The organism is Pantoea phytobeneficialis (assembly GCF_009728735.1).
GTDB classification, from domain to species: Bacteria; Pseudomonadota; Gammaproteobacteria; order Enterobacterales; family Enterobacteriaceae; genus Pantoea; species Pantoea phytobeneficialis.
The window spans coordinates 1227391-1253435 of sequence record NZ_CP024636.1; the positions used below are offsets into that span (position 1 = coordinate 1227391).

General features: G+C 54.2%; 26 protein-coding genes. 16 read left to right on the forward strand and 10 right to left on the reverse strand.

What is annotated here, in order from left to right:
* Window positions 1–218 precede the first annotated feature (218 nt).
* From CTZ24_RS05595 to nagB, 4 genes are all read right to left on the reverse strand, one after another.
* Window positions 219–971: an HAD-IIA family hydrolase gene (locus CTZ24_RS05595; RefSeq protein ID WP_013508270.1), complete on the reverse strand. Its 753-nt coding sequence runs from the start codon at window positions 969–971 to the stop codon at window positions 219–221.
* 39 nt (window positions 972–1010) lie between these two features.
* Complete coding sequence (gene nagC / locus CTZ24_RS05600; RefSeq protein ID WP_208725013.1) at window positions 1011–2231, reverse strand: DNA-binding transcriptional regulator NagC; 1221 nt, start codon at window positions 2229–2231, stop codon at window positions 1011–1013.
* Between the two features lie 7 nt (window positions 2232–2238).
* On the reverse strand, window positions 2239–3387 hold the full coding sequence (nagA, locus tag CTZ24_RS05605) for an N-acetylglucosamine-6-phosphate deacetylase (RefSeq protein WP_208725014.1): 1149 nt from the start codon (window positions 3385–3387) through the stop codon (window positions 2239–2241).
* 61 nt (window positions 3388–3448) lie between these two features.
* Window positions 3449–4249, reverse strand: a complete 801-nt coding sequence (gene nagB / locus CTZ24_RS05610) for a glucosamine-6-phosphate deaminase (protein ID WP_021182387.1) — start codon at window positions 4247–4249, stop codon at window positions 3449–3451.
* A 342-nt stretch (window positions 4250–4591) separates the two neighbouring features.
* On the opposite strand from nagB, the gene nagE reads away from it, so the two are divergent.
* From nagE to CTZ24_RS05625, 3 genes are all read left to right on the forward strand, one after another.
* On the forward strand, window positions 4592–6619 hold the full coding sequence (gene nagE, locus CTZ24_RS05615) for an N-acetylglucosamine-specific PTS transporter subunit IIBC (protein ID WP_208725499.1): 2028 nt from the start codon (window positions 4592–4594) through the stop codon (window positions 6617–6619).
* Window positions 6620–6770: 151 nt separating this feature from the next.
* Entirely contained in the window at window positions 6771–8438 is a 1668-nt protein-coding gene (gene glnS, locus CTZ24_RS05620; RefSeq protein WP_021182390.1) for a glutamine--tRNA ligase, read from the forward strand.
* A 235-nt stretch (window positions 8439–8673) separates the two neighbouring features.
* The gene (locus CTZ24_RS05625; protein ID WP_021182391.1) at window positions 8674–9069 is read left to right on the forward strand and encodes a hypothetical protein; all 396 of its coding nucleotides are present in this window, start codon (window positions 8674–8676) and stop codon (window positions 9067–9069) included.
* Window positions 9070–9126: 57 nt separating this feature from the next.
* Here CTZ24_RS05625 and fur read toward each other — a convergent pair whose 3' ends face one another.
* From fur to ybfF, 4 genes are all read right to left on the reverse strand, one after another.
* A complete protein-coding gene (gene fur, locus CTZ24_RS05630; protein ID WP_013508277.1) occupies window positions 9127–9573 on the reverse strand; it encodes a ferric iron uptake transcriptional regulator in 447 nt (148 codons plus the stop codon).
* Window positions 9574–9929: 356 nt separating this feature from the next.
* A complete protein-coding gene (gene fldA, locus CTZ24_RS05635; RefSeq protein WP_013508278.1) occupies window positions 9930–10460 on the reverse strand; it encodes a flavodoxin FldA in 531 nt (176 codons plus the stop codon).
* A gap of 128 nt (window positions 10461–10588) precedes the next feature.
* Complete coding sequence (gene ybfE, locus CTZ24_RS05640) at window positions 10589–10864, reverse strand: LexA regulated protein (RefSeq protein WP_013508279.1); 276 nt, start codon at window positions 10862–10864, stop codon at window positions 10589–10591.
* Between the two features lie 168 nt (window positions 10865–11032).
* Window positions 11033–11797 (reverse strand): esterase, encoded by a 765-nt coding sequence (gene ybfF / locus CTZ24_RS05645; protein ID WP_208725015.1) that lies wholly within the window; start codon window positions 11795–11797, stop codon window positions 11033–11035.
* 247 nt (window positions 11798–12044) lie between these two features.
* Here ybfF and seqA point away from each other — a divergent pair, with 247 nt between their 5' ends.
* Both seqA and pgm read left to right on the forward strand, forming a co-directional pair.
* Entirely contained in the window at window positions 12045–12587 is a 543-nt protein-coding gene (gene seqA / locus CTZ24_RS05650) for a replication initiation negative regulator SeqA (RefSeq protein ID WP_021182393.1), read from the forward strand.
* 25 nt (window positions 12588–12612) lie between these two features.
* Entirely contained in the window at window positions 12613–14253 is a 1641-nt protein-coding gene (gene pgm / locus CTZ24_RS05655; RefSeq protein WP_208725016.1) for a phosphoglucomutase (alpha-D-glucose-1,6-bisphosphate-dependent), read from the forward strand.
* Between the two features lie 40 nt (window positions 14254–14293).
* On the opposite strand, the gene kdpE is transcribed toward pgm, so the two are convergent.
* A complete protein-coding gene (gene kdpE, locus CTZ24_RS05660; RefSeq protein ID WP_208725017.1) occupies window positions 14294–14968 on the reverse strand; it encodes a two-component system response regulator KdpE in 675 nt (224 codons plus the stop codon).
* A gap of 240 nt (window positions 14969–15208) precedes the next feature.
* On the opposite strand from kdpE, the gene CTZ24_RS05665 reads away from it, so the two are divergent.
* The 11 genes from CTZ24_RS05665 to nei all read left to right on the forward strand — a co-directional run bounded on the left by CTZ24_RS05665 (window position 15209) and on the right by nei (window position 24522).
* On the forward strand, window positions 15209–15409 hold the full coding sequence (locus tag CTZ24_RS05665; RefSeq protein ID WP_021182396.1) for a DUF2517 family protein: 201 nt from the start codon (window positions 15209–15211) through the stop codon (window positions 15407–15409).
* Between the two features lie 151 nt (window positions 15410–15560).
* A complete protein-coding gene (locus tag CTZ24_RS05670) occupies window positions 15561–16517 on the forward strand; it encodes a YbgA family protein (RefSeq protein ID WP_208725018.1) in 957 nt (318 codons plus the stop codon).
* Window positions 16518–16530: 13 nt separating this feature from the next.
* Window positions 16531–17958, forward strand: a complete 1428-nt coding sequence (gene phrB / locus CTZ24_RS05675) for a deoxyribodipyrimidine photo-lyase (RefSeq protein WP_208725019.1) — start codon at window positions 16531–16533, stop codon at window positions 17956–17958.
* Window positions 17959–17975: 17 nt separating this feature from the next.
* Complete coding sequence (locus CTZ24_RS05680) at window positions 17976–18719, forward strand: type 2 GTP cyclohydrolase I (protein WP_021182399.1); 744 nt, start codon at window positions 17976–17978, stop codon at window positions 18717–18719.
* A 163-nt stretch (window positions 18720–18882) separates the two neighbouring features.
* A complete protein-coding gene (gene pxpB / locus CTZ24_RS05685) occupies window positions 18883–19539 on the forward strand; it encodes a 5-oxoprolinase subunit PxpB (protein ID WP_021182400.1) in 657 nt (218 codons plus the stop codon).
* A complete protein-coding gene (pxpC, locus tag CTZ24_RS05690; RefSeq protein WP_021182401.1) occupies window positions 19533–20465 on the forward strand; it encodes a 5-oxoprolinase subunit PxpC in 933 nt (310 codons plus the stop codon). The genes pxpB and pxpC overlap by 7 nt, the downstream gene beginning before the upstream one ends.
* Window positions 20455–21192, forward strand: coding sequence for a 5-oxoprolinase subunit PxpA (gene pxpA / locus CTZ24_RS05695; RefSeq protein ID WP_208725020.1), 738 nt, complete (start codon window positions 20455–20457; stop codon window positions 21190–21192). The genes pxpC and pxpA overlap by 11 nt, the downstream gene beginning before the upstream one ends.
* A 157-nt stretch (window positions 21193–21349) precedes the next feature.
* Window positions 21350–22078: a DUF969 domain-containing protein gene (locus tag CTZ24_RS05700; RefSeq protein ID WP_208725021.1), complete on the forward strand. Its 729-nt coding sequence runs from the start codon at window positions 21350–21352 to the stop codon at window positions 22076–22078.
* Window positions 22075–23067, forward strand: coding sequence for a DUF979 domain-containing protein (locus tag CTZ24_RS05705; RefSeq protein ID WP_302474903.1), 993 nt, complete (start codon window positions 22075–22077; stop codon window positions 23065–23067). The genes CTZ24_RS05700 and CTZ24_RS05705 overlap by 4 nt, the downstream gene beginning before the upstream one ends.
* A gap of 7 nt (window positions 23068–23074) precedes the next feature.
* Window positions 23075–23722, forward strand: coding sequence for a pyroglutamyl-peptidase I (gene pcp, locus CTZ24_RS05710; RefSeq protein WP_208725022.1), 648 nt, complete (start codon window positions 23075–23077; stop codon window positions 23720–23722).
* 11 nt (window positions 23723–23733) lie between these two features.
* Window positions 23734–24522 carry an endonuclease VIII gene (gene nei / locus CTZ24_RS05715; protein ID WP_208725023.1) on the forward strand — a complete coding sequence of 263 codons (789 nt, stop codon included), beginning with the start codon at window positions 23734–23736 and terminating at the stop codon, window positions 24520–24522.
* A 114-nt stretch (window positions 24523–24636) separates the two neighbouring features.
* On the opposite strand, the gene CTZ24_RS05720 is transcribed toward nei, so the two are convergent.
* The gene (locus CTZ24_RS05720) at window positions 24637–25920 is read right to left on the reverse strand and encodes a citrate synthase (RefSeq protein WP_021182408.1); all 1284 of its coding nucleotides are present in this window, start codon (window positions 25918–25920) and stop codon (window positions 24637–24639) included.
* Window positions 25921–26045: the final 125 nt, after the last annotated feature.

Below are 26045 nucleotides of genomic sequence, written 5' to 3' on the forward strand. Positions count from 1 at the left end.
TTGGTGGTGGTAATGCAAGCAAATTCACGATTGGTTGATAAAAAGAATGTTGTCTTCGCAAATAAATTGAATTTTATTCAATCAAATAACCATTTCATTAGATGGCATCTAATGAAATCTCAATTCGGGCTATTTTGTGAACAAGGCAGGGCGCGAAAAAAAGAAACCCGGCGAACTTTTTTGGTGCGCCGGGCCATAAGTTTTGTTGATGGAGAGAATCAGAATAGATCGATATCGGCAACCGAAGGATAAATCCAGTCCGGGCGGAACGGCATGGCATCAATATCGCTGAGTGTGGAAACACCCGACAGCACCAGCACCGTTTCCAGACCGGCCTGGAAACCGGCGAGAATATCGGTGCGCAGGTTATCGCCCACGATCACCGTTTCTTCGGAGTGCGCCTGCATCTTATTCAGCGCAGCACGCATGATATAGGGGCTGGGTTTACCGACATAAAACGGTTTGCGCCCGGAGATCTTCTCAATGCCGGCACACAACGCACCGCAGGCCGGGACAAAATTACGTGCATGGGTATCCGGGTTGGTAGCGATAAAGCGCGCGCCGTTGGCAACAAAGAACGCCGCCTTATGCATCATCTCCCAGTTAAAGGAGCGCGTTTCGCCGACGATGACGAAATCCGGATTGATATCGGTGATGGTGAATCCCGCCTTGTACAGCTCATGAATCAGCGCGCCTTCGCCAATCACATAGGCTTTTTTCCCTTCCTGACGGCGCAGAAAATCGGCCGTCGCCATTGCCGAGGTGTAGAACACCGAATCCGGCACTTCAATGCCAGAAGAGGCAAAACGGTTTGCCAAATCTTTCGCTGTTTGTGAGGGATAGTTGGTCAGCACCACCAGCGGCATCTTTTTTTCAAGGATGCGTTGCAGGAACTCCTGGGCACCAGGAACGGCGGTGTTGTCGTGCATCAACACACCGTCGATGTCACAGATTACGCTTTTAATTGTCATAGATTGCATCCGGTATGGCCTGCCTGGGGCAGGCATCGATTACTCTTCCAGCAGATGTTGCAGCAGAATGCCATTCAGCATCGCGCGTTTTGCCAACGCAAAAGCGCCGATGGCGGAGCGATGATCCAGTTCTGAGCGTACCACAGGCAGATTTTTACGAAACGCATTCAGTGCCTGGGTATTAATGCAGCCTTCAATCGCCGGAAACAGCACTTTATCGGCCTCGGTAATTTCACCGGCCAGCACCACTTTCTGCGGATTAAACAGGTTAATGGCAATCGCGATGGCTTTTCCGAGATAGCGACCGACATATTCGATCACTTCGCATGCCAGCGCATCGCCCTGATTGGCTGCGCGACAGATTTGCGGCATCTGGCAATCGCCGAGAGTCAGCGAGCTGGGATAGCCCTGATTCAACAGATGGCGCACCCGGTTTTCAATCGCCCCATTGGCGGCGATAGTTTCCAGACAGCCGAAGTTGCCACAATGGCAGCGCTCGCCCAGCGGATCGACCTGAATATGGCCAATTTCGCCCACGTTGCCATTGCTGCCAAGAAAAATGTGACCATTGGCGATAATGCCAGCCCCGGTACCGCGATGCAGGCGCACCAGAATGGAGTCTGCACAGTCACGGCTTGCACCGAAGTAGTGCTCAGCAAGGGCCAGGCTGCGGATATCGTGGCCAACGAAACTGGTGACATTGAAGCGTTTTTGCAGGCTGGAAACCAGCGGCCAGTGGCTGACGGCAATATGCGGCATATAGCGAATCACCCCGTTAATCGGGTCCACCAGGCCAGGCAGAATCACGGCAATGGCAATCAGTTCATGAATTTTTCGCTGATGGGCGGCCATAAACGCGGTGATGGCGTTGAATAACGCATTTTCCAGCGTTTCCTGGGTACGTTCCGGCAGCGGGTAATCTTCCTGTGCCAGGGATTTGCCACTGAGATCAAACAGCGTCAGCGTGGCATCATTGCGTCCGAGGCGCACCCCAATGGTGTGAAAATGGCGGGTTTCCGTGATGATGGAGATAGCGCGGCGACCACCGGTGGAGGCTTGTTGTTCCACCTCTTTGATCAGGCCACGCTCAATCAACTGGCGGGTAATTTTGGTGACGCTGGCGGGCGCAAGCTGGCTTACTTCAGCTATCTGAATGCGCGAAATAGGCCCTTGTTGATCAATCAACCGATAAACGGCTGCGCTATTGAGTTGCTTGACAAGATCGACATTTCCTATTTGAGTCTGGCCGCCAGTGGTCATTCAGTGCTTACTCGCTGAGGACGTTCTCTCCGTTGACGAACGTCTTAATGATTTGAAAATCGCGGGTAAAGACAGTCAGGTTGGCGACTTTTCCAGCTTCGACCGTACCCAACTGTTTTTCCACTCCCATCGCCTTTGCCGGATAGAGCGTAGCCATGCGCAGCGCCTCATCCAGCGCAATGCCGCAATGTTCTACACAGTTCTGAACCGTTTCAATCATGGTGATAGCAGAACCACTTAAGGTTCCGTTCTCATCCACGCAAAGGCCATCGCGATAGTATATTGTTTTACCTGCAAAAATAAATTTATCAATCGAGGCGCCTGCCGGGGCTGTGGCATCAGTGACCAGCACCAACTTGTCGCCCTTGATACGCTTCGCATTGCGCACATTAGCGTAGTGGACATGTAAACCATCTGCAATGATGCCGCAGTATACATCAGGCGAATCAAACAGCGCGCCAATCAAACCGGGTTCACGTCCGGCAAAGGTCGGCATCGCATTGTAGAGGTGGGTGGCAAAACTTACGCCTGCGGCGAAACCGCTTTTGGCTTCTTCATAAGTGGCGTTCGAGTGGCCCGCTGAAACAATAATACCCGCATCGCTTAATTTGCGGATCACCGCACTACCGGCATTCTCCGGGGCGAGTGTCACTTTGGTGATGACATCGGCGTTAGCGCAAAGAAAATCCACCAGTTGTGCATCCGGCAGACGAATCAATTCCGGATTGTGCGTGCCTTTTTTGACTTTATTCAGCCACGGACCTTCGAGGTGTAAACCCAACGCCTGGTTTTGATGTTTAGCCAGATATGCGCGCATGGTTTCGATTGCACGTTTCATTAACGCATCGGTGCTGGTGATAAGCGTTGGCAGGTAGCTGGTGCAGCCTGATTTCTCATTGGCGCGCTGCATAATTTCCAGCGTTTCCACGGTCAGTGCATCGATATCATCGTTAAACTGCACGCCGCCGCAGCCATTAAGTTGTAAATCGATAAAACCGGGAGCGATAAACGCACCCGCAACATCCTGTTGCGGCAGGGTGGCGTCGAGCGTATCGCGTGGGCAGACGCGCTCAATCAGGCCATCGGCAATCACTACCGCATGATTGTCCAGAATTTCATGACCGGTAAAAATCCGGCCGTTTACTAATGCGTACATCGTTTCTTTCTCCCGGCTAAGCCCACCGCCATGCTGGCAGCAGGATTTTTACAACGTGGTCTTACACACCTTTCATATTTTCCGCTTCCATTTCGCGGAAATATTTCACGGTTTTCACTTTCAGTTCCATGGTGGCGGGTTCATCACACACCACCACGCCTTTGGCGTGCAGCTGCAAGCAGCTGATGGTCCACATATGGTTAACATTACCTTCTACCGCCGCCTGCAACGCCTGAGCTTTGACATGACCGGTAACCAGAATCATCACCTCTTCGGCATCCAGCAACGTACCTACACCCACGGTCAGGGCATATTTTGGCACCTGATCCACATCACCGTTAAAGAAACGGGAATTGGCGAGGCGAGTCTCGTGTGTCAACGTTTTGATACGGGTACGGGATGCAAGCGAGGAGGCTGGTTCGTTAAAGGCGATGTGACCATCATTGCCCACGCCACCCATAAACAGATGGATTTTGCCCAGAGCGCGGATCTTCTCTTCGTACTGACGACATTCTGCGTCAATATCTTCCGCATTGCCATTCAGAAGATTGATGTTTTCTGGTTGGATATCAACGTGATCGAAAAAATTACGATACATAAAGCTGTGGTAACTTTCCGGATGCTCTTTTGGCAGGCCAACGTATTCATCCATGTTAAACGTGACCACATGTTTGAAACTAACCTGGCCCGCTTTATGCATCTCAATCAGGTGCTTGTACGCTTCCAGTGGTGTGCCACCGGTGGGCAGACCTAGCACGAAGGGACGATCTGGGCCAGGATTAAACGCATTAATGCGGTTAACAATATGGCGCGCGGCCCATTTACCCACCTGGGTAGGTGTGGCTAAAGGGATCAGTCTCATGTCTTCACCTCAGTTAAAGATTGAAAAGTGGGGTCGCCGTTTTCTCTACAGACCGTTCTTAAGCGTAATCCGTTTAAGCTCAACCATACGGGGAAAAGTGCGTCCTGATATTTTTCATCATAAAATAAGTTTGGGGTGATGGCTAGCAGTTAGGGGGTGTAAACGTCATTTTTGGTGATAAAAGTCACAGTTGTTGTGGTTTTAATTTGCGAGGCGAATTAATTTATCTCTACACTTCGCCTCGTGGTGAAAAGTGTCATCTAAGCTACCGGGTGCCGGGATAATAAAATCAACCCGCGCTACGGCAATACGCCAGTCTCAAAGGGGGAGAATAAGGTGAGTATTTTAGGATATCTGCAAAAGGTCGGCCGAGCGCTTATGGTGCCGGTGGCGACCCTGCCGGCAGCGGCAATTTTAATGGGGGTGGGGTACTGGATCGATCCTGACAGCTGGGGGGCGGGTAACGCTCTGGCTGCGTTGCTGATCAAATCCGGTGCCGCGATCATCGAGCATATGTCGGTGCTGTTTGCCATCGGTGTTGCCTATGGCATGTCAAAAGATAAAGACGGTGCTGCGGCGCTGACTGGCTTCGTTGGTTTCCTCGTGGTCACTACCCTGTGTTCACCGGCCGCCGTGTCGATGATTCAGAAAATCCCGTTGGATCAAGTGCCTGCCGCTTTCGGCAAAATCGAGAACCAGTTTGTCGGTATCCTGGTGGGGATTATCTCGGCGGAAGTCTATAACCGCTTCAGCCACGTTGAGCTACCAAAAGCGCTGTCATTCTTCAGTGGCCGCCGTCTGGTTCCCATCCTGGTCTCCTTCCTGATGATCCTCGTCGCGTTCGTTCTGATGTATATCTGGCCGGTGGTGTTTAATGGTCTGGTCAGCTTTGGCGAGAGCATTCAGAAACTGGGTTCTGTTGGCGCAGGTATCTATGCCTTCTTCAACCGTCTGCTGATTCCGGTGGGTCTGCATCACGCATTGAACTCCGTGTTCTGGTTTGACGTGGCTGGCATCAACGATATTCCGAAATTCCTCGGTGGTGCACAGTCCATCGCTAATGGCAGCGGCATTCCGGGGATCACCGGTCGCTATCAGGCGGGCTTCTTCCCGATCATGATGTTCGGTCTGCCGGGTGCAGCGCTGGCAATTTACCACTGCGCGCGTCCGGAAAACCGTGCCAAAGTGGGCGGTATCATGTTGGCTGCTGCCTTTGCTGCCTTCTTTACCGGTATCACCGAACCACTGGAATTCTCCTTTATGTTCGTGGCACCGGTGCTGTATGTCATCCATGCGCTGCTGACCGGGCTTTCGGTATTTATCGCGGCGAGCATGCACTGGATTGCGGGCTTTGGTTTCAGCGCCGGCCTGGTGGATATGGCGCTGTCAACGCGCAACCCGCTGGCGGTCCATTGGTGGATGCTGATCCCACAAGGTCTGGTGTTCTTCGCTATCTACTATGTGGTGTTCCGGTTCACTATCCAGAAATTCAACCTGATGACACCGGGCCGTGAACTGGCTGCTGATGATGAAACTGACGGCTATGACGTCAATGTTGACCACAGCGGCAGTGGCGAAAGCCAGACCGAATCGCTGGCGCGTCGCTACATTGGTGCCGTGGGTGGTTCAGAAAACCTGACCAACATCGATGCCTGTATCACCCGTCTGCGTCTGAACGTGAAAGATGCCGCTCAGGTGAACGACAGCGTGGCGAAACGTTTGGGTGCATCCGGTATTATCCGTCTCAACAAACAAAGCGTGCAGATTATCGTCGGTACCCAGGCGGAAAGCATTGCCACCGCGATGAAAACCGTGCTGACCAAAGGCCCAGTCGCCGCTGCCGCTACCGCGCCTGCTGCTGCACAACCCGCGGCACCACAGCCGCAGGCCGTGCTGAACAGCGACAAAGGCGTGATCGCCACGCTGGTGGCTCCGGTGAGCGGTGAAGTGGTTGCCCTGGACGCGGTGCCGGATGAAGCCTTCGCCAGCAAGGCGGTGGGTGATGGTCTGGCAATTAAGCCTACCGGTAAAACCGTGGTGGCACCGATTGCCGGTACCATCGTGAAAATCTTCAATACCAACCATGCTTTCTGTCTGGAGAGCGAGAACGGTGTTGAGATCGTGGTGCATATGGGTCTGGATACCGTCGCGCTGGAAGGCAAAGGCTTCTCGCGTCTGGTGGAAGAGGGCGCAACGGTGGTGGCGGGCCAGCCAGTGCTGGAAATGGATCTGGATTTCCTCAATGCCAATGCCCGTTCGATGATCAGCCCGGTGGTGGTCAGCAACAGCGATGATTTCGCTGGCCTCAATCTGCTGGCTAGTGGGTCAGTGGTCGCCGGTGAAACCCGTTTGTACGAGGTTAAAGGCTAAACCCTTGTGATAAACCCCAAAGGCAGGAAGCGATTCCTGCCTTTTTTGTTTTAAAACGACCAACAAACGGTTGTTTCCCTTCTGCGCTTTGTGGATCATACTCCGTTACTTTCCAGGACAAATCACCCGTATTGTATTTGAGGATTTTGAGATGAGTGAGGCTGAAGCCCGCCCAACGAACTTTATTCGTCAGATTATCGACGAAGATTTGGCGAGCGGTAAGCACAACAGCGTGCATACCCGTTTCCCGCCTGAGCCCAATGGTTACCTGCATATTGGCCATGCGAAATCGATCTGTCTGAATTTTGGTATCGCACAAGATTACCAGGGACAGTGCAATCTGCGCTTCGACGACACCAACCCGGTGAAAGAAGATATGGAGTTCGTCGAGTCCATCAAGCGCGACGTGCAATGGCTGGGCTTTGAATGGAGCGGAGACGTTTGTTACTCCTCGAACTATTTCGACCAGCTGTACAACTATGCGGTCGAACTGATCAACAAAGGCCTGGCCTATGTGGATGAGCTTTCGCCGGAAGAGATTCGCGAATACCGTGGCACCCTGACTGCCCCGGGTAAAAACAGCCCGTTCCGCGATCGCACACCGGAAGAGAACCTGGCGCTGTTTGAAAAAATGCGCGCCGGTGGCTTCGAAGAGGGCAAGGCTTGCCTGCGTGCCAAAATCGATATGGCATCAAACTTTATCGTGATGCGCGATCCGGTGCTGTATCGCATTAAATTTGCTGAGCATCACCAGACTGGTAACAAATGGTGCATCTACCCGATGTACGATTTTACCCACTGCATCTCCGACGCACTGGAAGGCATTACCCATTCACTGTGTACGCTGGAGTTCCAGGATAACCGTCGCCTGTACGATTGGGTGCTGGACAACATCAGCATTCCGGTTCACCCGCGTCAGTATGAATTCTCACGTCTGAATCTGGAATACGCGGTGATGTCGAAGCGTAAACTGACTCAGCTGGTGAGTGAAAAGGTGGTAGAAGGCTGGGATGACCCGCGTATGCTGACCGTGTCCGGTTTGCGCCGTCGTGGTTACAGCGCAGCCTCGATTCGTGAATTCTGCCTGCGAATTGGTGTGACGAAACAGGACAACATCGTTGAGATGGCCTCGCTGGAGTCATGTATCCGTGACGATCTCAACGAGAATGCGCCGCGTGCTATGGCGGTGCTGGATCCGCTGAAAGTGGTGATTGAGAACCTGCCTGCGGGTCATGAAGAGATCATCACCATGCCGAACCATCCGAACAAACCGGAAATGGGCACGCGTGAGGTTCCGTTCAGTCGTGAGGTGTGGATCGATCGCGCTGATTTCCGTGAGGAAGCCAACAAGCAGTACAAACGTCTGGTGCTGGGTAAAGAGGTCCGTCTGCGTAATGCTTATGTGATCCGTGCCGAGCGCGTAGCGAAAGATGATGAAGGCAATATCACCTGCATCTATTGTACCTGTGACGTCGATACCCTGAGCAAAGATCCGGCTGATGGCCGTAAAGTGAAAGGCGTGATCCACTGGGTTTCGGCGATCCATGCGCTGCCTGCGGAATTCCGTCTGTACGACCGTCTGTTCAGTGTACCGAACCCAGGTGCGGCAGAGGATTTCCTCACCACCATCAACCCGAACTCGCTGGAAATCAAACAAGGTTTTGTTGAGCCGGGTCTGCGTGATGCAGTAGCGCTTGCGCCGTATCAATTTGAACGTGAAGGTTATTTTTGCGCAGATAGCGTTTATTCGCAGCCTTCTAAGCTGGTATTCAACCGTACTGTCGGTTTGCGTGATACCTGGGCGAAAATCGGCGATTAATCCTTTTTGTCGTTTTCCCCATATCCTGATAAAAGGGCGAGAAATCGCCCTTTTTTATTGGCTGTAATTTGAGTTTAGCCATCTTTTATTCTGTGGCTTGCGAAACGTGCTTGTTACCGGGATTTGCAACTAATCTGACTTTAACATAATTAATCAATTTACGAGTGTTAAAAACTTTTTTTCAGGTAGGCTATGCGCTCTCAGACGTTGCTCCGCGGGTTATAAAGGAAAAAAAATGACAAGTCTCGCTCAGGAAGCCAAACACAGCGTAGTGGTATTACATCAACTTATCGAACGTATTTTTAATCAGTCGGATAGCACCGACGACAGCATTGAATTGTTCCTTTCGCACTTTCACCCGGATTTCAAAATGGTGACACCGCAGGGCAAGCAACTGGATTTCAATGCGACGGAAGTGCTGTTCCGTCAACTGCGTGGTCAACGTGAAGGGATGCGTATCGCCACCAGCGAACATGCCATCATCTCGCAACAAAGCAAGGAAGTGACGATTCAGTATCGCGAATTGCAAATGATGAACGGCACTAACCAGAGCCGCATCTCACTGGCGGTGCTGGATTGCAGTACCTCAATTCCGCGCTGGCGTTATTTACAGGAAACGCTGGTGCAGTGAAGCAGCCATAAAAAAACCGGTGCCAGGCACCGGTTTTTTTATACTGCATAGCACATTTTATTGCTTGTCGTGGAGCGTCTCGTCTTCGCGGCAGTCTCCCAACGCACAGTGGCCGTACAAGTACAGACTGTGGTTAGTCAACTTGATACCGTGACGTGTGGCGATTTCGCGCTGACGGGTTTCAATGGATTCATCGCTGAATTCGATCACTTTGCCACAATCCAGGCAGATCAGGTGGTCATGGTGATGCTGTTGCGTCAGTTCAAAGACGGATTTACCACCCTCGAAGTTATGGCGGGTCACGATTCCCGCGTCATCAAACTGGTTAAGAACGCGATAAACCGTTGCCAGACCAATCTCTTCGCCCATGTCGATCAGGCGTTTGTACAAATCTTCCGCGCTGACGTGATGGCATTCGGGTTCCTGAAGCACTTCCAGAATTTTCAGTCTGGGGAGCGTGACTTTCAGGCCAGCCTTCTTCAATGCGGAGTTGTTGTCAGTCATGCGGATATTGTCCTGTTACTTAGCTAGTCACTTGCGGCGCAGGGCCTTGAATGTCGATCACGCGCATTCTCATTTGCGTCTCATTATAGAACTCAAGCAGTGAAATGAAAACCAAGGCAATGTCCTGAAAATCACCAGTGGCTGTAAGGAGAAATGTCACTAACGCCGGCGGGGATCGTGCAGGTCTTTGTTTCCATTTCACTCAGCCTCATTCTGATGCCAGAGGAATAAGCGGATGACCGTTACGGGTATTCTACAGATTTGCGGGAAAAAGTTAAAAAACAGTAGCTATTATTTTTATAGGAAATTCCTTTAACTCAATGTGAGCCAGCGCCCACATTGAGGAGGGCAGGGGATCAGGCTTCAATGATCTCTTTCAGTTGCAGCTCATCGAAAATCTGTTTCACCCATTTATCAACACGTTCGTTGGTCAGTTCAGGCTGACGATCTTCATCGATCGCCAGACCGAGGAAGTGTTTGTCATCTGCCAGACCTTTCGAGGCTTCGAAATGGTAGCCTTCGGTCGGCCAGTGTCCCACAATCACCGCGCCGTTTGGCTCGATGATATCGCGGATGGTGCCCATCGCATCACAGAAGTATTCAGCGTAATCTTCCTGGTCACCGCAGCCAAACAGCGCGACTAATTTGCCATTGAAATCAATTTCTTCCAGAGTCGGGAAGAAATCATCCCAGTCACATTGCGCTTCGCCGTAGTACCAGGTCGGAATGCCCAGCAGCAGGATATCGAATGCTTCGAGATCTTCTTTGGTGCTCTTGGCAATGTCATGCACTTCGGCCACATCTTTACCCAGTTGTTTCTGGATCATTTTTGCAATGTTTTCAGTATTGCCGGTATCGCTGCCGAAGAAAATGCCTACGATTGCCATGAGTTAAGTAACCTCTTAAATCCTGATATATGGGTTGAATGCACAGTTAAGCGAATGATAGCAGACCGGGCAAAGTGGCGGAACTTGTAAAGCCGAGACTTTGTGTTCCTGCGTGCGGTCTGCGTGTGTTACGACAGTTTGAGTTGCGCCAGCAGCATTTGTTCAATCAATTCGCTACGGCTGATGTTCTGCTGCTCTGCCAGAGTATTAAGCGCGTCAACCGCTTCACTGCTCATTTTTAGCTCCACGCGACGTAAACCACGCACTTTGTCGCGTTTTAGCTGGTTGCGCTTGTTAATGCGCAACTGTTCGTCACGCGTTAGCGGACTGGTTTTGGGGCGACCGGGACGTCGCTCATCAGCGAAGAGATCGAGCGTGGTGCGGTCAGTTTGTTCTTTTGCCATTTTTTGTAAAACTGAGTGGGCGCGAACGGCGGAAAGGCGCTGCGCAATTTATACATTATCGGCCCAGCCACGGTGAAAAAATCATCCGCGGCAAATTTTTAGCGCGACATCATACTCCAGCACTCCTTGCGACGCCAACCTTAAACGTTTTGCGGCAAGCTTTTGCTTTTACAGTACAAAAAAGCGGCGAACTGCGCGCAAAACCGCCTCAGGTTTTTCAGCATGGACCCAGTGACCGGCACCACTGATGACATGCGCATGCGCCTGTGGAAACTGGCGCAGCAACGCATCACGATGTTGATTGTCCAGATAAGGCGATTCGCTCCCGCGAATAAACAGCGCCGGATGTGGCCATGCAGGAACCTCATTCCAGCCGGAAATGGTGGCGTAATTATCCCACAGCACCGGCACATTAAAGCGCCATTCGCCATCCTGGAACGATTTCAGAATGAACTGAATGACCCCTTCTTCTTCCAACAGGGTGCGCATCACCTCGGCGGCTTCACCGCGACGTGTCACACCCGCGGCGCTTACGGCACGGATAGCAGCAAAAATCTCATCATGGCGGCGTGTCTGATAATCCACCGGCGCGATATCAATCATCACCAGCTTTTCAATGCGTTCCGGCGCAATGGCACTTAACGTCATGGCAATTTTGCCACCCATCGAATGGCCGATTACGCCAACACGATCGAGGCCGTGGGCGTCAAGAGTGTCAACGATATCTTGCGCCATCGCCGCATAGTTCATCTCGTCGCTGCGCGCGGACAGACCGTGATTGCGTACATCCACCTGCAAGGTGGGACGGGCATCGCGCAGGCCACGCGCCAGCACGCCAAGGTTATCCAGGCTGCCAAACAGGCCATGAATTAACAGAATTGGAGGAGCATCAGGGGCAGATTGTTCAGTTTCCAGACGGGCATTCAAAATCATGGCAAAGTTCTTACGGTTGTGAGCTTCGCTTAGGTTATCATGAATCCACCTGCTCAGGAGCCAACCTGGTGGGCATTAGGGCATATTCCGACTTTTGCCCTGAAACGATGCCAGCGCTATCGGCCGCCTGGGATTTAACTTTATAATCCTCATGTTAGAGCCCGCTCACATTTTGCACGGCAGGATTTTGCTAAGGCCTTTGCAGAAATGCGTGGTTCTGTCATTTGCCAGAATCGTACGGAAAAAGATGAAAACGATTGAAGTTGACGAAGAACTCTACCGTTATATTGCCAGCCACACCCAGCACATTGGTGAAAGCGCCTCCGAAATTTTGCGCCGCATGCTGAAGTTCACTGCCGGTCAGAGTGCCCCTGCAACCTCTGCTGTTGTCGCCGTTGCGGCCAAAGAAGCCCAGCCGGTCGCAACGCAAGCCCGTCCGCAGGATCGCGTTCGTGCGGTACGTGAACTGTTACTTTCCGATGAGTATGCAGAGCAGAAAAAGGCGGTTAATCGCTTTATGCTGGTGTTGTCAACGCTCTATCGTCTTGATCCCGCAGCCTTTGCGGATGCCACGGCGTCACTGCAAGGACGCACCCGCGTCTATTTTGCCGGTGATGAGCATACGCTGCTGCAAAATGGCACCCATACTAAGCCGAAGCATGTGCCCGGCACACCGTACTGGGTGATCACCAATACCAATACCGGTCGCAAATGCAGCATGGTGGAACACATCATGTTAGCCATGCAGTTCCCGCAGGAACTGACAGAGAAAGTTTGCGGCACCATTTAAACCGAAGCGTCAGGGAGAAGCGCCAATGGCCAATCACCCCCGTGCCGGGCAGCCCGCCCAGCAGAGCGATTTGATTAACGTTGCACAATTAACCTCTCAGTACTACGTCCTGAAGCCGGATGTGGATAACCCTGAACATGCGGTGAAATTTGGTACTTCCGGTCACCGTGGTAGCGCAGGTCGTCACAGCTTCAACGAAATGCATATTCTGGCGATTGCGCAGGCCATCGCGGAAGATCGTAAGAAGAACGGCATCACCGGTCCGTGCTATGTCGGTAAAGACACCCATGCGCTGTCGGAACCGGCGATTTTGTCGGTGCTGGAAGTGCTGGCGGCTAATGGCGTCGATGTGATTGTGCAGCAGGACAACGGCTACACGCCGACGCCTGCTATCTCCAACGCGATCCTTGAGCACAACAAACGCGGTGGCGCACTGGCTGATGGCATCGTTATCACCCCGTCGCACAACCCGCCGGAAGACGGTGGTATCAAATACAACCCGCCGAATGGTGGCCCGGCCGATACGAACGTCACCAAAGTGGTGGAAGATCGTGCTAACCAGCTGATGAAAGCGGGTCTGAAGGATGTAAAACGCCTGCCACTGGATCAGGCGTGGGCCAGCGGTCATATCGTTGAGCAGGATCTGATCCAACCCTATGTTGAGGGTCTGGCACAGGTGATCGACTTCCCGGCGATTCAGAAAGCGGGCCTGAAAATTGGTGTTGATCCGCTTGGTGGCTCTGGTATGGCCTACTGGCAGCGTATCGCAGAGCATTACAAGCTGGATATCACCATTGTTAACGATGCTATCGATCAGACCTTCCGCTTCATGCATCTGGATAAAGATGGCGTGGTGCGTATGGACTGCTCGTCAGAGTGCGCGATGGCTGGCCTGTTGGCGTACCGTGACAAATTCGACCTGGCTTTCGGTAACGATCCCGATTACGACCGCCACGGCATTGTGACGCCGGCTGGCCTGATGAACCCGAACCACTATCTGGCGGTGGCGATCAACTACCTGTTCCAGCATCGTCCACAGTGGGGCAAAGATGTCGCCGTGGGTAAAACCCTGGTGTCCAGCGCGATGATTGACCGCGTGGTGAACGACATTGGCCGCAAGCTGGTGGAAGTGCCAGTGGGCTTCAAATGGTTCGTTGATGGCTTGTTCGACGGCAGCTTCGGCTTTGGTGGCGAAGAGAGCGCCGGGGCGTCGTTCCTGCGTTTCGACGGCACGGCCTGGTCCACCGATAAAGACGGTATCATTCTGTGCCTGCTGGCGGCGGAAATCACCGCTGTCACCGGTAAAAACCCGCAGCAACATTATGATGAGCTGGCGGCGCGTTTTGGCGCACCAAGCTACAACCGTTTGCAGGCAGCTGCGACTTCCGCGCAGAAAGCGGCATTGTCGAAGCTTTCACCGGAAATGGTGAGCGCTGACACGCTGGCCGGTGATCCGATCACCGCACGTCTGACGGCGGCACCGGGTAACGGCGCATCAATTGGTGGTCTGAAGGTGATGACGGAGAACGGCTGGTTCGCCGCGCGTCCGTCCGGCACCGAAGATGCTTATAAAATCTACTGTGAAAGCTTCCTCGGCGCTGAGCATCGCCAGCTGATCGAGAAAGAAGCGGTAGAAATCGTGAGCGAAGTGTTGAAAAACGCTTAAGCACAGCGAAATGAAAAAAAGGCGCGTTCTGCGCCTTTTTTTATGGCATAAACCGATAACCAATGCCGGTTTCTGTCAGCAGATGGTTGGGTTGGGTGGGGTTGGTTTCGAGCTTCTGACGCAGATGCCCCATATAAATGCGCAGATAATGGCTATGCTCCACCGCATTTGGCCCCCAGACCTGGTTCAGCAACTGACGTTGTGTCAGCACTTTTCCGGCATTATTCAGCAGCAAACTGAGCAGACGAAATTCGGTCGGCGTCAGATGCACCTCTTCGCCAGCGCGCAGCACACGACGCGCCGCCAGATCGACCGTCACGTCACCAAAACGCAATACCGGTTCGAACTGGCTGCCCTGATGACGTCGCAACGCCACACGCACCCGTGCCAGCAGTTCACCAATGCCAAAAGGCTTGGTGAGATAGTCATCGGCACCGGCATCCAGCGCATCGATTTTATCCTGTTCGTCCGTGCGGGCGGATAACACAATCACCGGCATGCTGCTCCACTGGCGCACTTCACGGATAAAGTCATTGCCATCGCCGTCGGGCAAACCGAGGTCAAGGATCACCAAATCGGGTTTGCGCGTGGCGGCTTCAATCAGGCCGCGCTGCAACTGCTCGGCTTCCACAATCTTTAGCCCTTCGCCTTCAAGCGCCAGGCGCACGAAACGGCGGATCTCCTTTTCATCTTCAACGATCAAGATGGTGGTCACGCGAACTCCTGCGGCTGAAATGGATAACGGTTCACTGTAGCAATAAATCGCGACGCCGTCCGTGTTGAAGTTTGTTACCCATTGGGAACCTTACATTTACATTCATGTAACTTAATTTCAGTGCGGCGATGAAATGGACAAAAAAAGATCAAAAAAGTGGTCGGATGAGTAGTAAAATTACACAACGAGGCGTAATATTTGTGTCAGATCACATTTTCTCAGACTCACCAGGAGGCAACCATGTATCAGGCATATCCGTTCTACAAAGTTGTGCTGCGCCGCGCGCTGGTGGTGTTGCTGGGGGTGCTGGCGCTCCCTGTAATGCTGTTCCGTGCCGATCGCGCACGCTTTTACAGCTATCTGCACCGTATGTGGTGCAAAACCAGCGCGAAGCCAGTTTGGCTGGCGCAATCTGAAGCGGCTGGCGGCATTTTCTGGTAACGCTGTTCCGCTGTCGTTCCGCCCGGTGTCTTCCCTGAAGCACCGGGTTTTTTTATGCCAATTTTTCACTGCGCATCCCCGCTGACGCTGTGTTTGGCATACATTTCAGCTACACTTAAAACCTCTACAAGATTTTGGAGGTTGTACAAGTATGCGCGAAAAAATTCCTGTCGGTATCAGTGCCTGCCTGCTCGGGGATAGCGTTCGCTTTGATGGCGGCCATAAGCGTTTTGCCTTTGCGACAGACGAACTCAGCCCCTTTGTCCATTTCGAGCCGGTATGCCCGGAAATGGCGATTGGTTTGCCGACGCCGCGTCCGGCGCTGCGTCTGGTAAAAGAGGACGATGCGCGCGTACATCTGTGCTTCAGTAAGGCGGGCGGCGATGAGGTCACGGATCTGATGGCGCAGTGGTCTGCACAACGGGTGAAAGGGTTGCATCATCTGTGTGGCTACATCCTGTGCGCCAAATCACCCAGTTGTGGTCTGGAGCGGGTGCGGGTGTATGAACCGCAAACCAACAACAATCGTAAAGCGGGGACCGGCATTTTCACCGAATTCCTCCAGCGTGAACTGCCGTGGTTGCCACTGGAAGAGGATGGTCGTCTCAACGATGCGGATATCCGGGAAAATTTCATTGGCCGTGTTTACGCCCTGCATGAGTTCAATCAGATGTGGCGCAATGGCCTGACGCGTCATCAACTGGTGGCGTTCCATAGTCGCTACAAACTGCTGCTGCTGTCTCACTCTCAGGATGAATACCGTGAGTTGGGACGTTTTGTGGCGAAGATGGAGTCGTGGGATTCGCTGGATGATTATGCTTTTGAATATCGCAACCGGTTGATGCGTTTGCTGGCGCACAAATCGACCCGACGCAACCACACCAATGTGTTGATGCATGTGCAGGGTTATTTCCGCCGTCAGCTGACCTCGCCGCAACGCCAGGAGCTGGCCCTGCTGATTGACCGTTATCGCTGTGGGCTACAGCCGTTACTGGCCCCGATCACCATGCTGAAACACTACATGGCGGAGTTCCCGCATCCGTGGCTAACCCAGCAGCGTTATTTCGACCCTTATCCGGAAGCGCTGCGTCTGCGCTATGGCCAATAATCTCAGGAGCTTTATGACCACTCATCTTGTCTGGCTGCGCAATGATTTACGCATCAACGACAACAGCGCGCTGTATGCTGCCTGTCGCGATCCGGGTGCGCGCGTGCTGGCGCTGTTTACCGCCACGCCCGGCCAGTGGCAGCAACATCATATGGCACCGAAACAGGCGGCGTTTATTTATCAAAGCCTGTGTTTGTTGCAGGGGGCGCTGGCGGAACGGGGCATCCCATTGCATTACCAACAATGCGACGATTTTGCTGCCTCGCTGGAGTATCTGGCAGACTTTTGCCAGCAGCAGCAGGTCGATCAGCTATTTTACAACTATCAATACGAAATCAATGAACGTCAGCGCGATGCCGCTGCGGAAAAACGTCTCGATGATCAGGGCGTGATTTGCCAGGGCTTTGATGACAGCCTGTTGTTGCCACCGGGGAGCGTGCAGACCGGCAATCACACTATGTTTAAGGTGTTTACCCCGTTCAGCAAAGCCTTTGTCCGTCGTTTGCATCAGGGGCTGCCCGAATGTCATATGGCCCCTCGCGCCCGTGCCGGTGGCCCCATCGCGGTCGAACACGAAATTCCGCCGTTTGACTATCCGCTGGAAGATTTCGACGCCACGCTGTTTCCCGCCGGCGAAGAGGCGGCGCTGCAACAGTTGCGCCATTTCGCGCAGCAACCGGTGGTGGCGTATGCCGCTGAACGCGACAAACCCGCAGTGGATGGCACCAGCAGACTATCGGTGTATCTGGCGACGGGCGTGTTGTCGCCACGCCAGTGCCTGCATCGTATCCTCAAACACCACCCGGACGCGCTGGATGGCGGTCACGCATTTGTCTGGCTTAACGAGTTGATCTGGCGTGAGTTTTATCGCCATTTGATGGTGGCATTTCCCGCACTATGCAAACATCAGCCGTTTGTCGCCTGGACGCGTAACGTGCGCTGGCAGAAAAATCAAAACCATCTGGTGGCCTGGCAGCAGGGGAAAACCGGTTATCCGATTGTGGATGCGGCGATGCGCCAGCTAAATACCCTGGGTTGGATGCATAACCGGCTACGGATGATTGTCGCCAGTTTTCTGGTGAAGGATTTGCTGATCGACTGGCATGACGGGGAACGCTACTTTATGCAGCAGCTGATCGACGGTGATCTGGCGGCCAATAACGGAGGCTGGCAGTGGGCGGCTTCTACCGGCACTGATGCGGCTCCCTATTTTCGCATTTTTAATCCGACGACTCAGGGCGAGCGTTTCGATCCACAGGGTGAGTTTATCCGCCAGTGGTTACCGGAACTGGCGGCAGTACCGGACGCGCATATCCATCAGCCGCACGCCTGGGCGCAGAAAAATAACAAGACACTCGATTATCCTGAGCCAATCGTGGAACATAAGGACGCACGTAAAAAGACACTGGACGCCTTCGAGCGCGCGCGCAGCGCGGCCTGAGAGGTCAGGGAGCCATTATGAATCACGTTGAATTAGAACACATTGTTAACCAGCAGCTGAACAGCAGCACCTTTAGCGACTATGCCCCCAATGGATTGCAGGTCGAAGGTCGTCCGGAGGTGAAAACCATTATTACCGGTGTCACCGCCTGTCAGGCATTGCTCGACGAAGCGGTAAAACGCAATGCCGATGCGGTGATGGTGCATCACGGTTATTTCTGGAAAAGCGAAGCGCCGGTGATTAAAGGGATGAAACGCCAGCGCCTGCGCACGCTACTGGCCAATGATATCAACCTGTATGGCTGGCATCTGCCACTTGACGCCCATCCTCATCTCGGCAACAACGCGCAGTTGGCGCGGTTGTTCAATATTGAGGTGAAGGGCGAGGTGATGCCGCTGGTACCGTGGGGCGAGCTGGCGGAGCCGCTAAGCGGTGAGGCGCTGGCGCAACGCATCGCCCAGGCGCTGGGGCGCACACCGCTGCATTGCGGTGATAACGCGCCGGAAAAAATCAAACGTATCGCCTGGTGTAGCGGCGGCGGTCAGGGCTTTATTGACAGCGCGGCGGCATTCGGTGTCGATGCGTTTATCACTGGCGAAGTGTCGGAACAAACCATTCACAGCGCTCGCGAGCAGGGACTGCACTTCTTTGCCGCCGGACACCATGCTACCGAACGTGGCGGCATCAAGGCACTGGGGGAATGGCTGGCACAAAGCTATGGCCTCGACGTGACCTTTATCGATATCGACAATCCTGCCTGATTTTTCAGCTATTGCGCCCTAAGCTACGGCTGGGGGCGCAAATCGGTTGACACACCTCTGACACTTTCGCATAACTGGTTGCCTTTAAAGCATAAGCGACACGCGTACAGCGGGGAGCAACATCAGTTGGCTGCCCGGAAGAAAGTGAATCAGGAGGTGGGTTTTGCAACGAGCACGTTGTTATCTGCTGGGGGAACGCGCGGTAGTGCTGGAACTGGAACCACCGGTTTCCTTAGCCAGCCAGCAACGCATTTGGGGATTGTGCCAGCGGCTACAGGGTAATGAAAAGGTGTCGGAAGTGATTCCCGGCATGAACAATCTGACGCTGTTGCTGCGCGATCCACAGCGCAATGCATTGGATGCTATCGAGAATCTGCAACGCTGGTGGGAAGAGAGTGAAGCGCAGCGACCGGAATCGCGTCTGGTGGAGATCCCGGTGGTTTATGGCGGTGAGGCCGGGCCGGATTTATCGGTGGTCGCCGAGCATGCCGGTATGACACCACGCCAGGTGGTGGAGCTACACAGCAGCACCGACTATGTGGTTTATTTTATTGGCTTTCAGCCTGGATTCCCCTATCTGGGCGGCCTCGATAGCCGCTTACATACGCCGCGTCGCGCCGAGCCACGCGTGATCGTCCCTGCCGGTTCAGTCGGCATCGGCGGCAGCCAAACCGGCGTTTACCCGCTGGCAACCCCAGGTGGCTGGCAATTGCTGGGACAAACCGCCATCAGCCTGTTTGATCCCCAACAGCAACCGCCAACGCTGTTGCGTCCCGGCGACAGCGTGCGCTTCGTGCCGCAAAAGGAGGGCGTATGCTAAAGATTCTTCGTGCCGGATTGATGACCTCATTGCAGGATCAGGGCCGTAACGGCTGGCGGCAGTTTGGCATCAGCGTCAGTGGCGCACTCGATCAACCGGCCATGCGCACCGCCAACATGTTGGTGGGTAACGATGAAGGCAGCGCGGTACTGGAGATTGTGCTGGGGCAGTTTAAAGCGCAGTTCCAGCGTGACGGTTGGTTCGCTCTGACGGGAGCAGGCTGCAATGCTAACCTGGACGGCAAAGCTGTCTGGACCGGCTGGCGTCTGCCGGTGAAGAAAGGGCAGGTCCTCAGTTTGTCGATGCCAGTGCACGGCATGCGCAGTTACCTGGCGATTAACGGCGGTTTTGCCGTGCCAGAGATGCTGGACTCCGCCAGTACCGATCTGAAAGCCGGATTTGGTGGTTTTGCCGGACGTAAGTTGCAGGATGGTGATCTGTTGCCGCTCGGCAAGGCGACTCGTGACTTCAGCAAGAAAGCCGGGGTGCGGCAGTTGCTGTGGGGCAATCGTATCCGTGCGCTGCCCGGTCCGGAATACAACGAATTCACCCGTGAAGCGCAGGAAGCGTTCTGGCGCAGCGCGTGGAAACTGAGTCCGCAAAGTAACCGCATGGGCTATCGCTTGCAGGGGCGCACGCTGCATCGCAAAGCCACGCGCGATTTGTTGTCACACGGTCTGGTACCGGGCGTGGTGCAGGTGCCGCCAAACGGACAGCCGATTGTGTTGATGGCCGATGCACAGACTACCGGGGGATATCCGCGAATTGCCTGCATTATCGAAGCCGATCTCTATCATTTAGCCCAGATTCGCCTGGGGGAACCGATTCATTTCACCCATTGCACGCTGGAAGAAGCGATGCAGGCGAAGCAGCAGCAACAGCGTGTATTTGATCAGATGAACTGGGGGCTATCACATGAAAATTGATCTCAACGCCGATCTTGGCGAAGGGAGCGGCAGCGATCAGGAATTGTTGCAACTGGTCAGCTCCGCCAACATTGCTTGCGGTTTCCATGCGGGGGATGCGGCAACCATGCTGCAATCGGTGCGCTGGGCGCAGGCGGCAGGGGTGGCGATTGGTGCGCATCCCAGCTTTCCCGACCGGGAAAATTTTGGCCGCACCGCCATGCAGTTGCCGCCAGATATCGTCTATGCGCAGTTGATTTACCAGATTGGCGCACTGAAAAGTCTGGCGGAAAGCGAGGGCGCGCGACTGGTGCACGTCAAACCGCACGGCATGTTATACAACCAGGCGGCAGCCGATCCACAACTGGCGGATACCATTGCTCGTGCCGTCAAGGTGGTTGATGCCGGTTTAATCCTGGTGGGGCTGGCGGGCAGTGAGTCGATTCGGGCAGCGGCCCATCATGGGCTGAAAACGCGCGAAGAAGTGTTTGCCGATCGCGGCTATCTGTCCAGTGGCGCGCTGGTGCCACGCGGTCAGCCGGGTGCGTTGATTGAAGATACTGCGCAGTCAATTGCCCACACGCTGACGATGGTGCAACAGCGTAAAGTACAAAGCATCTCTGGCGACTGGGTGGCGGTGAATGCGCAAACCGTGTGTCTGCATGGCGATGGGGCTCATGCGCTGCAATTTGCTCACGCGTTGCGCGCGGCGTTTGCGGCCCAGCACGTTACTGTGACCAGCGTATAAGTTTCGAACAATTACCCGGCTACACATTCCGTCGCGGCGCGATTTATCGCGCTGTTTTCAGGCATTTCATGGCCTGCCAAAACCCGCACGATAAATCGTGCCGCGACGACCAGGCGCAAGCAAGCCGGGCTTTTTATTTCTGATAAGGGGAGAAAACATGGAAAGCGTGGTGAATCTCTGGCCGTTGCTGGGTATTGGTACTATCGTGCTCGGTTTTGTGCTGCGGTTTAATCCGGTGCTGGTGGTGATTGTGGCGGGTTTTGTTACCGGGTTATCGGCCCATATGTCGCTGGCCGATATTCTGGAAAAACTGGGCTCCGGGTTCCTGAACACCCGTAACCTGCCGTTGATTCTGCTGTTGCCGCTGGCGGTGATCGGTCTGCTGGAACGACATGGCCTGAAAGAAAGGGCGCAAACCTGGATCGCGCAGATCAAAACCGCTACGGCGGGACGTCTGCTGATTGTCTATTTATTTGTGCGAGAAATTACCGCAGCGCTGGGGCTGACCAGCCTCGGCGGTCATCCGCAAATGGTGCGCCCGCTGCTGGCGCCGATGGCGGAAGGGGCGACAGAAAACCGCTATGGTGAAGTGTCGCCGGAAGTACGTCACCGTCTGCGCGCCATGTCGGCCGCCACGGATAACGTCGGACTGTTTTTTGGTGAGGATATTTTCGTTGCCTTCGGTGCCATCATCTTTATGCACAACTTTATGCAGGAGTCGGCTGGCATTCAGACCGAACCGCTGCATATCGCGGTATGGGGCATTCCCACCGCGATTTGCGCCTTCCTGATCCACTCCGCCCGTTTGATCCGTCTTGACCGCCAGTTGGCGCGTGAGCTGGGCGCACTGAATCAACAGGCGTTACAAGCCAAAGGAGCAGAATGATGTTCCAGCAACAATATCTGATGTGGCTGGCAGGCATCATTCTGCTGATTGTCGCCGTATTTTCCTGGCGGGATCGTGCCAATCCTCGGCGTCTGACTACCGGGTTGTTTTGGGCGCTATACGGGATGATCTTCCTGATTAGTGATGGGGTTTATCAATGGATGACGCCACGAACCCTGCATATCGCCGTAGGTGTTGCCGTGGTGGTGATGGCGTTGATTGCCGGTTTTGGCGGCGTGCGCCTGGGCCGGTATCACCAACGCAGCGATGAAGAGAAGCAGGCCAGCGCCAAACGTCTGGGTAACCAGCTGTTTATCCCGGCGCTGGCGATCCCGGTGGTGACGGTGGTTGGCGTGCTGGCGTTTAACAATCTGCCTGGTCTGCAACAGGCGGTGTTTGGCGCAGGGAACCATTCCACCCTGATTACGCTGTTCTCAATGATGATGGGTTGTCTGATTGGCTGGCTGGTGGCACTGAAAATGACCCGCGAAAAGCCGATGCAGTCGATGCAGGAAACGCGACGTTTGCTGGATGCCGTTGGCTGGGCGTTTATCCTGCCGCAAATCCTTGCCACGCTGGGCCTGCTGTTCACCAGCGCCGGGGTGGGTAACGCGATTTCACACCTGACCGAGCAGTATCTGGCTGTCGATAACCGTTTTATCGCGGTAGCCGTGTATGCCATTGGTATGGCGCTGTTGACCATGGTGATGGGTAATGCCTTCGCTGCGTTCCCGATTGTCACCGCCGGTATCGGTATCCCGATTCTGGTGCTGCAACACCACGGTAACCCGGCAGTGATGGCGGCGATTGGCATGTTCTCGGGCTATTGCGGCACCTTGATGACCCCGATGGCGGCGAACTTCAATATTGTCCCGGCTCGCCTGCTGGAGCTGCCTGATCGCAATGCGGTAATCAGAGCACAGGTCCCGACCGGTTTAATGCTGTTGGTGGTCAATATTTTCCTGCTGTGGTTCATGATGTTTTTGTGAGGAAAGAATGAAAACGGTATTAATGACCGCGTTTGAGCCTTTTGAAGGCGAAAGCATCAATCCCTCGTGGGAAGCGGTACGATCTTTTGATGGAAAGGTGATTGACGGCGCACGCGTGGTGGCACGTCAGTTACCGGTGGCGTACAGCCGTTGCGGTGCCGTGCTGACGCAGGCGCTGGAAACGTTGCAACCCGATCGCATTCTCTGTATCGGTCAGGCGGGGGGGCGCAGCGACATCAGCGTGGAGCGGGTGGCGATCAACATTGATGATGCACGTATCCCTGATAATGAGGGGCAGCAGCCGATTGATCAGCCGGTGGTGGTGGACGGGCCGGCGGCTTATTTTTCGACGCTGCCGATCAAGGCGATAGTTGCAGCAACGCGCGAGGCGGGGATACCGGCCTCGGTATCGCAAACTGCCGGGACCTTTACCTGTAATCATGTGATGTATCGCTTGCTGCACTGGCTGGCGACGCATCAGAGCAGTGCGCGCGGTGGTTTTATTCATATCCCATATCTGCCGGAGCAAGCGGTGAAGCATCCCGGTGCGCCGAGCATGGCAGCGGCCAGTGTCATTCAGGCGCTGGAGATGGCGATCCGCGTGACGCTGAAGGTGGATAAAGATTTGCATGTCGCGGGGGGCGCGACCCATTAACAGGAGTCGTCATGCCTGAAGGACCGGAGATCCGCCGAGCGGCGGATCAGCTGGCGGCGGCGATGACGGGCAAACCGCTCACTGATGTGTGGTTTGCCTTTCCGCAGCTGAAAACTTACGAACCGGCGCTACTGGGTGCAACCGTTACGGCAATTGAAACCCGGGGCAAGGCGCTACTGACTCATTTCTCCAATGGTCTGACCCTCTACAGCCATAACCAGCTGTATGGCGTCTGGCGTGTGGTGCCGACCGGTACCCAACCGCAGACCGCCCGGCAGTTGCGGGTACGGCTGGCTAATGCTGACCAAACCATCCTGCTATATAGCGCTTCCGATATTGAGCTGCTCAACGCGGAGACGCTGGCCGCTCATCCTTTTTTACAACGCGTAGGACCGGATGTGCTGGATGCCAGCCTGACGGTGGACGCGGTGCAGGAGCGCTTGTTGTCGTCACGCTTTCGGCGGCGGCAATTCAGTGGCTTACTGCTCGATCAGGCGTTTCTCGCTGGCCTGGGGAACTACCTGCGCGTGGAGATTTTATGGCATGCGCAGTTGCTGGCGCAGCATCGTGCTCAGGATCTGAATGCGTTGCAGCTCAGGGCGCTGAGTGAAGCGCTACTGGCGGTGCCGCGCCACTCTTATCAGATGCGTGGCAGCATGAAGAAATACCATGAAGAGGCGGCTTTCCGTTTTGAGGTGTTTCATCGGCAGGGGAAAAAGTGTCGACGATGTGGCACGGTGATCGAGAAGGGCGTGCTGTCATCCCGACCATTTTATTGGTGTCCGGGGTGTCAGAGCTAATGACAGCAGGCCTGATGCGCGATAAATCGCGCCGCTACGCCAGGTGTTCCAATTGTAGCGGCACGATTTATCGCGCGGTTTTGATGCAGCGGGCGGGATAACCCGCCCTTAACCTTATTTCTTCAGCGCCGACGTGAAAGGACGCTCGGTATAACCGGTATACAGCTGACGTGGACGGGCAATCTTCATGCCTTCGTCGTGCATCTCTTTCCAGTGTGCAATCCAGCCCACGGTACGCGCCATCGCGAAGATCACGGTAAACATGGAGGACGGGATACCCATCGCTTTCAGAATAATGCCAGAGTAGAAATCGACGTTTGGATAGAGTTTACGCTCAATGAAGTACGGGTCGTTCAGCGCGATATGTTCCAGCTCCATCGCCACTTCCAGCAGGTCATCTTTCATACCCAGCTCATTCAGCACTTCGTGGCAGGTTTCACGCATGACGGTAGCGCGCGGGTCGTAGTTTTTATACACACGGTGGCCGAAGCCCATCAGACGGAACGAATCGTTCTTGTCTTTGGCACGACGGACGAATTCCGGGATGTGATCCACGGTGCTGATCTCTTCCAGCATACGCAGCGTAGCTTCGTTCGCACCGCCGTGTGCCGGTCCCCACAGAGACGCGATACCCGCCGCGATACAGGCAAACGGGTTAGCGCCGGAAGAACCAGCAGTACGTACGGTGGAGGTGGAGGCGTTTTGTTCGTGGTCAGCGTGCAGAATCAGAATACGGTCCATGGCGCGTTCCAGTACCGGGTTTACCTTGTACTCTTCGCACGGGGTGGCAAACATCATATGCAGGAAGTTACCCGCATAGGAGAGGTCGTTGCGCGGATAAACGAATGGCTGACCAATGGAGTATTTGTAGCACATCGCCGCCATGGTTGGCATTTTGGACAACAGACGGAACGCGGCGATTTCACGGTGACGTTCAATATTGACGTCCAGCGAGTCGTGATAAAACGCGGCCAGCGCACCCGTTACACCACACATGACCGCCATCGGATGCGAGTCACGGCGGAAGCCGTGGAACAAACGGGTGATTTGCTCGTGGATCATGGTGTGGCGGGTAACGGTAACGCGGAATTCTTCAAACTGCTCCTGGGTTGGCGCTTCGCCGTTCAGCAGGATATAACAGACTTCCAGGTAGTTTGAGTGCGTTGCCAGTTGATCAATCGGAAAACCGCGATGTAACAAAATACCTTCATCACCATCAATAAAGGTGATTTTAGATTCGCATGACGCTGTAGAGGTGAAACCGGGGTCGAAGGTAAACAGGCCTTTATTGCCGAGAGCGCGGACATCAACGACATCCTGTCCCAGCGTGCCATGCATCACGTCCAGTTCAACTGCCGTATTGTCTTGTAGGGTTAGCGTCACTTTTTTATCTGTCATTTTTCGTCTCCATAGCGCCTTGGTAGGTAAGGATCTTAGACACCAATACAGCTTTCATGTTTCATAAAAACCACAATCTTCACAGTATCACTCTGCGGTCACGTTTGTCGTGCAAGGTAGAGTAC

Bases quoted from the DNA above. Each gene is read 5' to 3' on its own strand.
- fur (WP_013508277.1), bottom strand. From the start codon at position 9,573: ATGACTGACAACAACTCCGCATTGAAGAAGGCTGGCCTGAAAGTCACG.
- CTZ24_RS05700 (WP_208725021.1), top strand. From the start codon at position 21,350: ATGGAAAGCGTGGTGAATCTCTGGCCGTTGCTGGGTATTGGTACTATC.
- ybfF (WP_208725015.1), bottom strand. From the start codon at position 11,797: ATGATTTTGAATGCCCGTCTGGAAACTGAACAATCTGCCCCTGATGCT.
- glnS (WP_021182390.1), top strand. From the start codon at position 6,771: ATGAGTGAGGCTGAAGCCCGCCCAACGAACTTTATTCGTCAGATTATC.
- nagA (WP_208725014.1), bottom strand. From the start codon at position 3,387: ATGTACGCATTAGTAAACGGCCGGATTTTTACCGGTCATGAAATTCTG.
- seqA (WP_021182393.1), top strand. From the start codon at position 12,045: ATGAAAACGATTGAAGTTGACGAAGAACTCTACCGTTATATTGCCAGC.
- CTZ24_RS05625 (WP_021182391.1), top strand. From the start codon at position 8,674: ATGACAAGTCTCGCTCAGGAAGCCAAACACAGCGTAGTGGTATTACAT.
- pgm (WP_208725016.1), top strand. From the start codon at position 12,613: ATGGCCAATCACCCCCGTGCCGGGCAGCCCGCCCAGCAGAGCGATTTG.
- CTZ24_RS05670 (WP_208725018.1), top strand. From the start codon at position 15,561: ATGCGCGAAAAAATTCCTGTCGGTATCAGTGCCTGCCTGCTCGGGGAT.
- ybfE (WP_013508279.1), bottom strand. From the start codon at position 10,864: ATGGCAAAAGAACAAACTGACCGCACCACGCTCGATCTCTTCGCTGAT.
- nagB (WP_021182387.1), bottom strand. From the start codon at position 4,249: ATGAGACTGATCCCTTTAGCCACACCTACCCAGGTGGGTAAATGGGCC.
- pcp (WP_208725022.1), top strand. From the start codon at position 23,075: ATGAAAACGGTATTAATGACCGCGTTTGAGCCTTTTGAAGGCGAAAGC.
- CTZ24_RS05680 (WP_021182399.1), top strand. From the start codon at position 17,976: ATGAATCACGTTGAATTAGAACACATTGTTAACCAGCAGCTGAACAGC.
- pxpA (WP_208725020.1), top strand. From the start codon at position 20,455: ATGAAAATTGATCTCAACGCCGATCTTGGCGAAGGGAGCGGCAGCGAT.
- nei (WP_208725023.1), top strand. From the start codon at position 23,734: ATGCCTGAAGGACCGGAGATCCGCCGAGCGGCGGATCAGCTGGCGGCG.
- CTZ24_RS05705 (WP_302474903.1), top strand. From the start codon at position 22,075: ATGATGTTCCAGCAACAATATCTGATGTGGCTGGCAGGCATCATTCTG.
- pxpC (WP_021182401.1), top strand. From the start codon at position 19,533: ATGCTAAAGATTCTTCGTGCCGGATTGATGACCTCATTGCAGGATCAG.
- CTZ24_RS05665 (WP_021182396.1), top strand. From the start codon at position 15,209: ATGTATCAGGCATATCCGTTCTACAAAGTTGTGCTGCGCCGCGCGCTG.
- fldA (WP_013508278.1), bottom strand. From the start codon at position 10,460: ATGGCAATCGTAGGCATTTTCTTCGGCAGCGATACCGGCAATACTGAA.
- CTZ24_RS05595 (WP_013508270.1), bottom strand. From the start codon at position 971: ATGACAATTAAAAGCGTAATCTGTGACATCGACGGTGTGTTGATGCAC.
- CTZ24_RS05720 (WP_021182408.1), bottom strand. From the start codon at position 25,920: ATGACAGATAAAAAAGTGACGCTAACCCTACAAGACAATACGGCAGTT.
- nagC (WP_208725013.1), bottom strand. From the start codon at position 2,231: ATGACCACTGGCGGCCAGACTCAAATAGGAAATGTCGATCTTGTCAAG.
- phrB (WP_208725019.1), top strand. From the start codon at position 16,531: ATGACCACTCATCTTGTCTGGCTGCGCAATGATTTACGCATCAACGAC.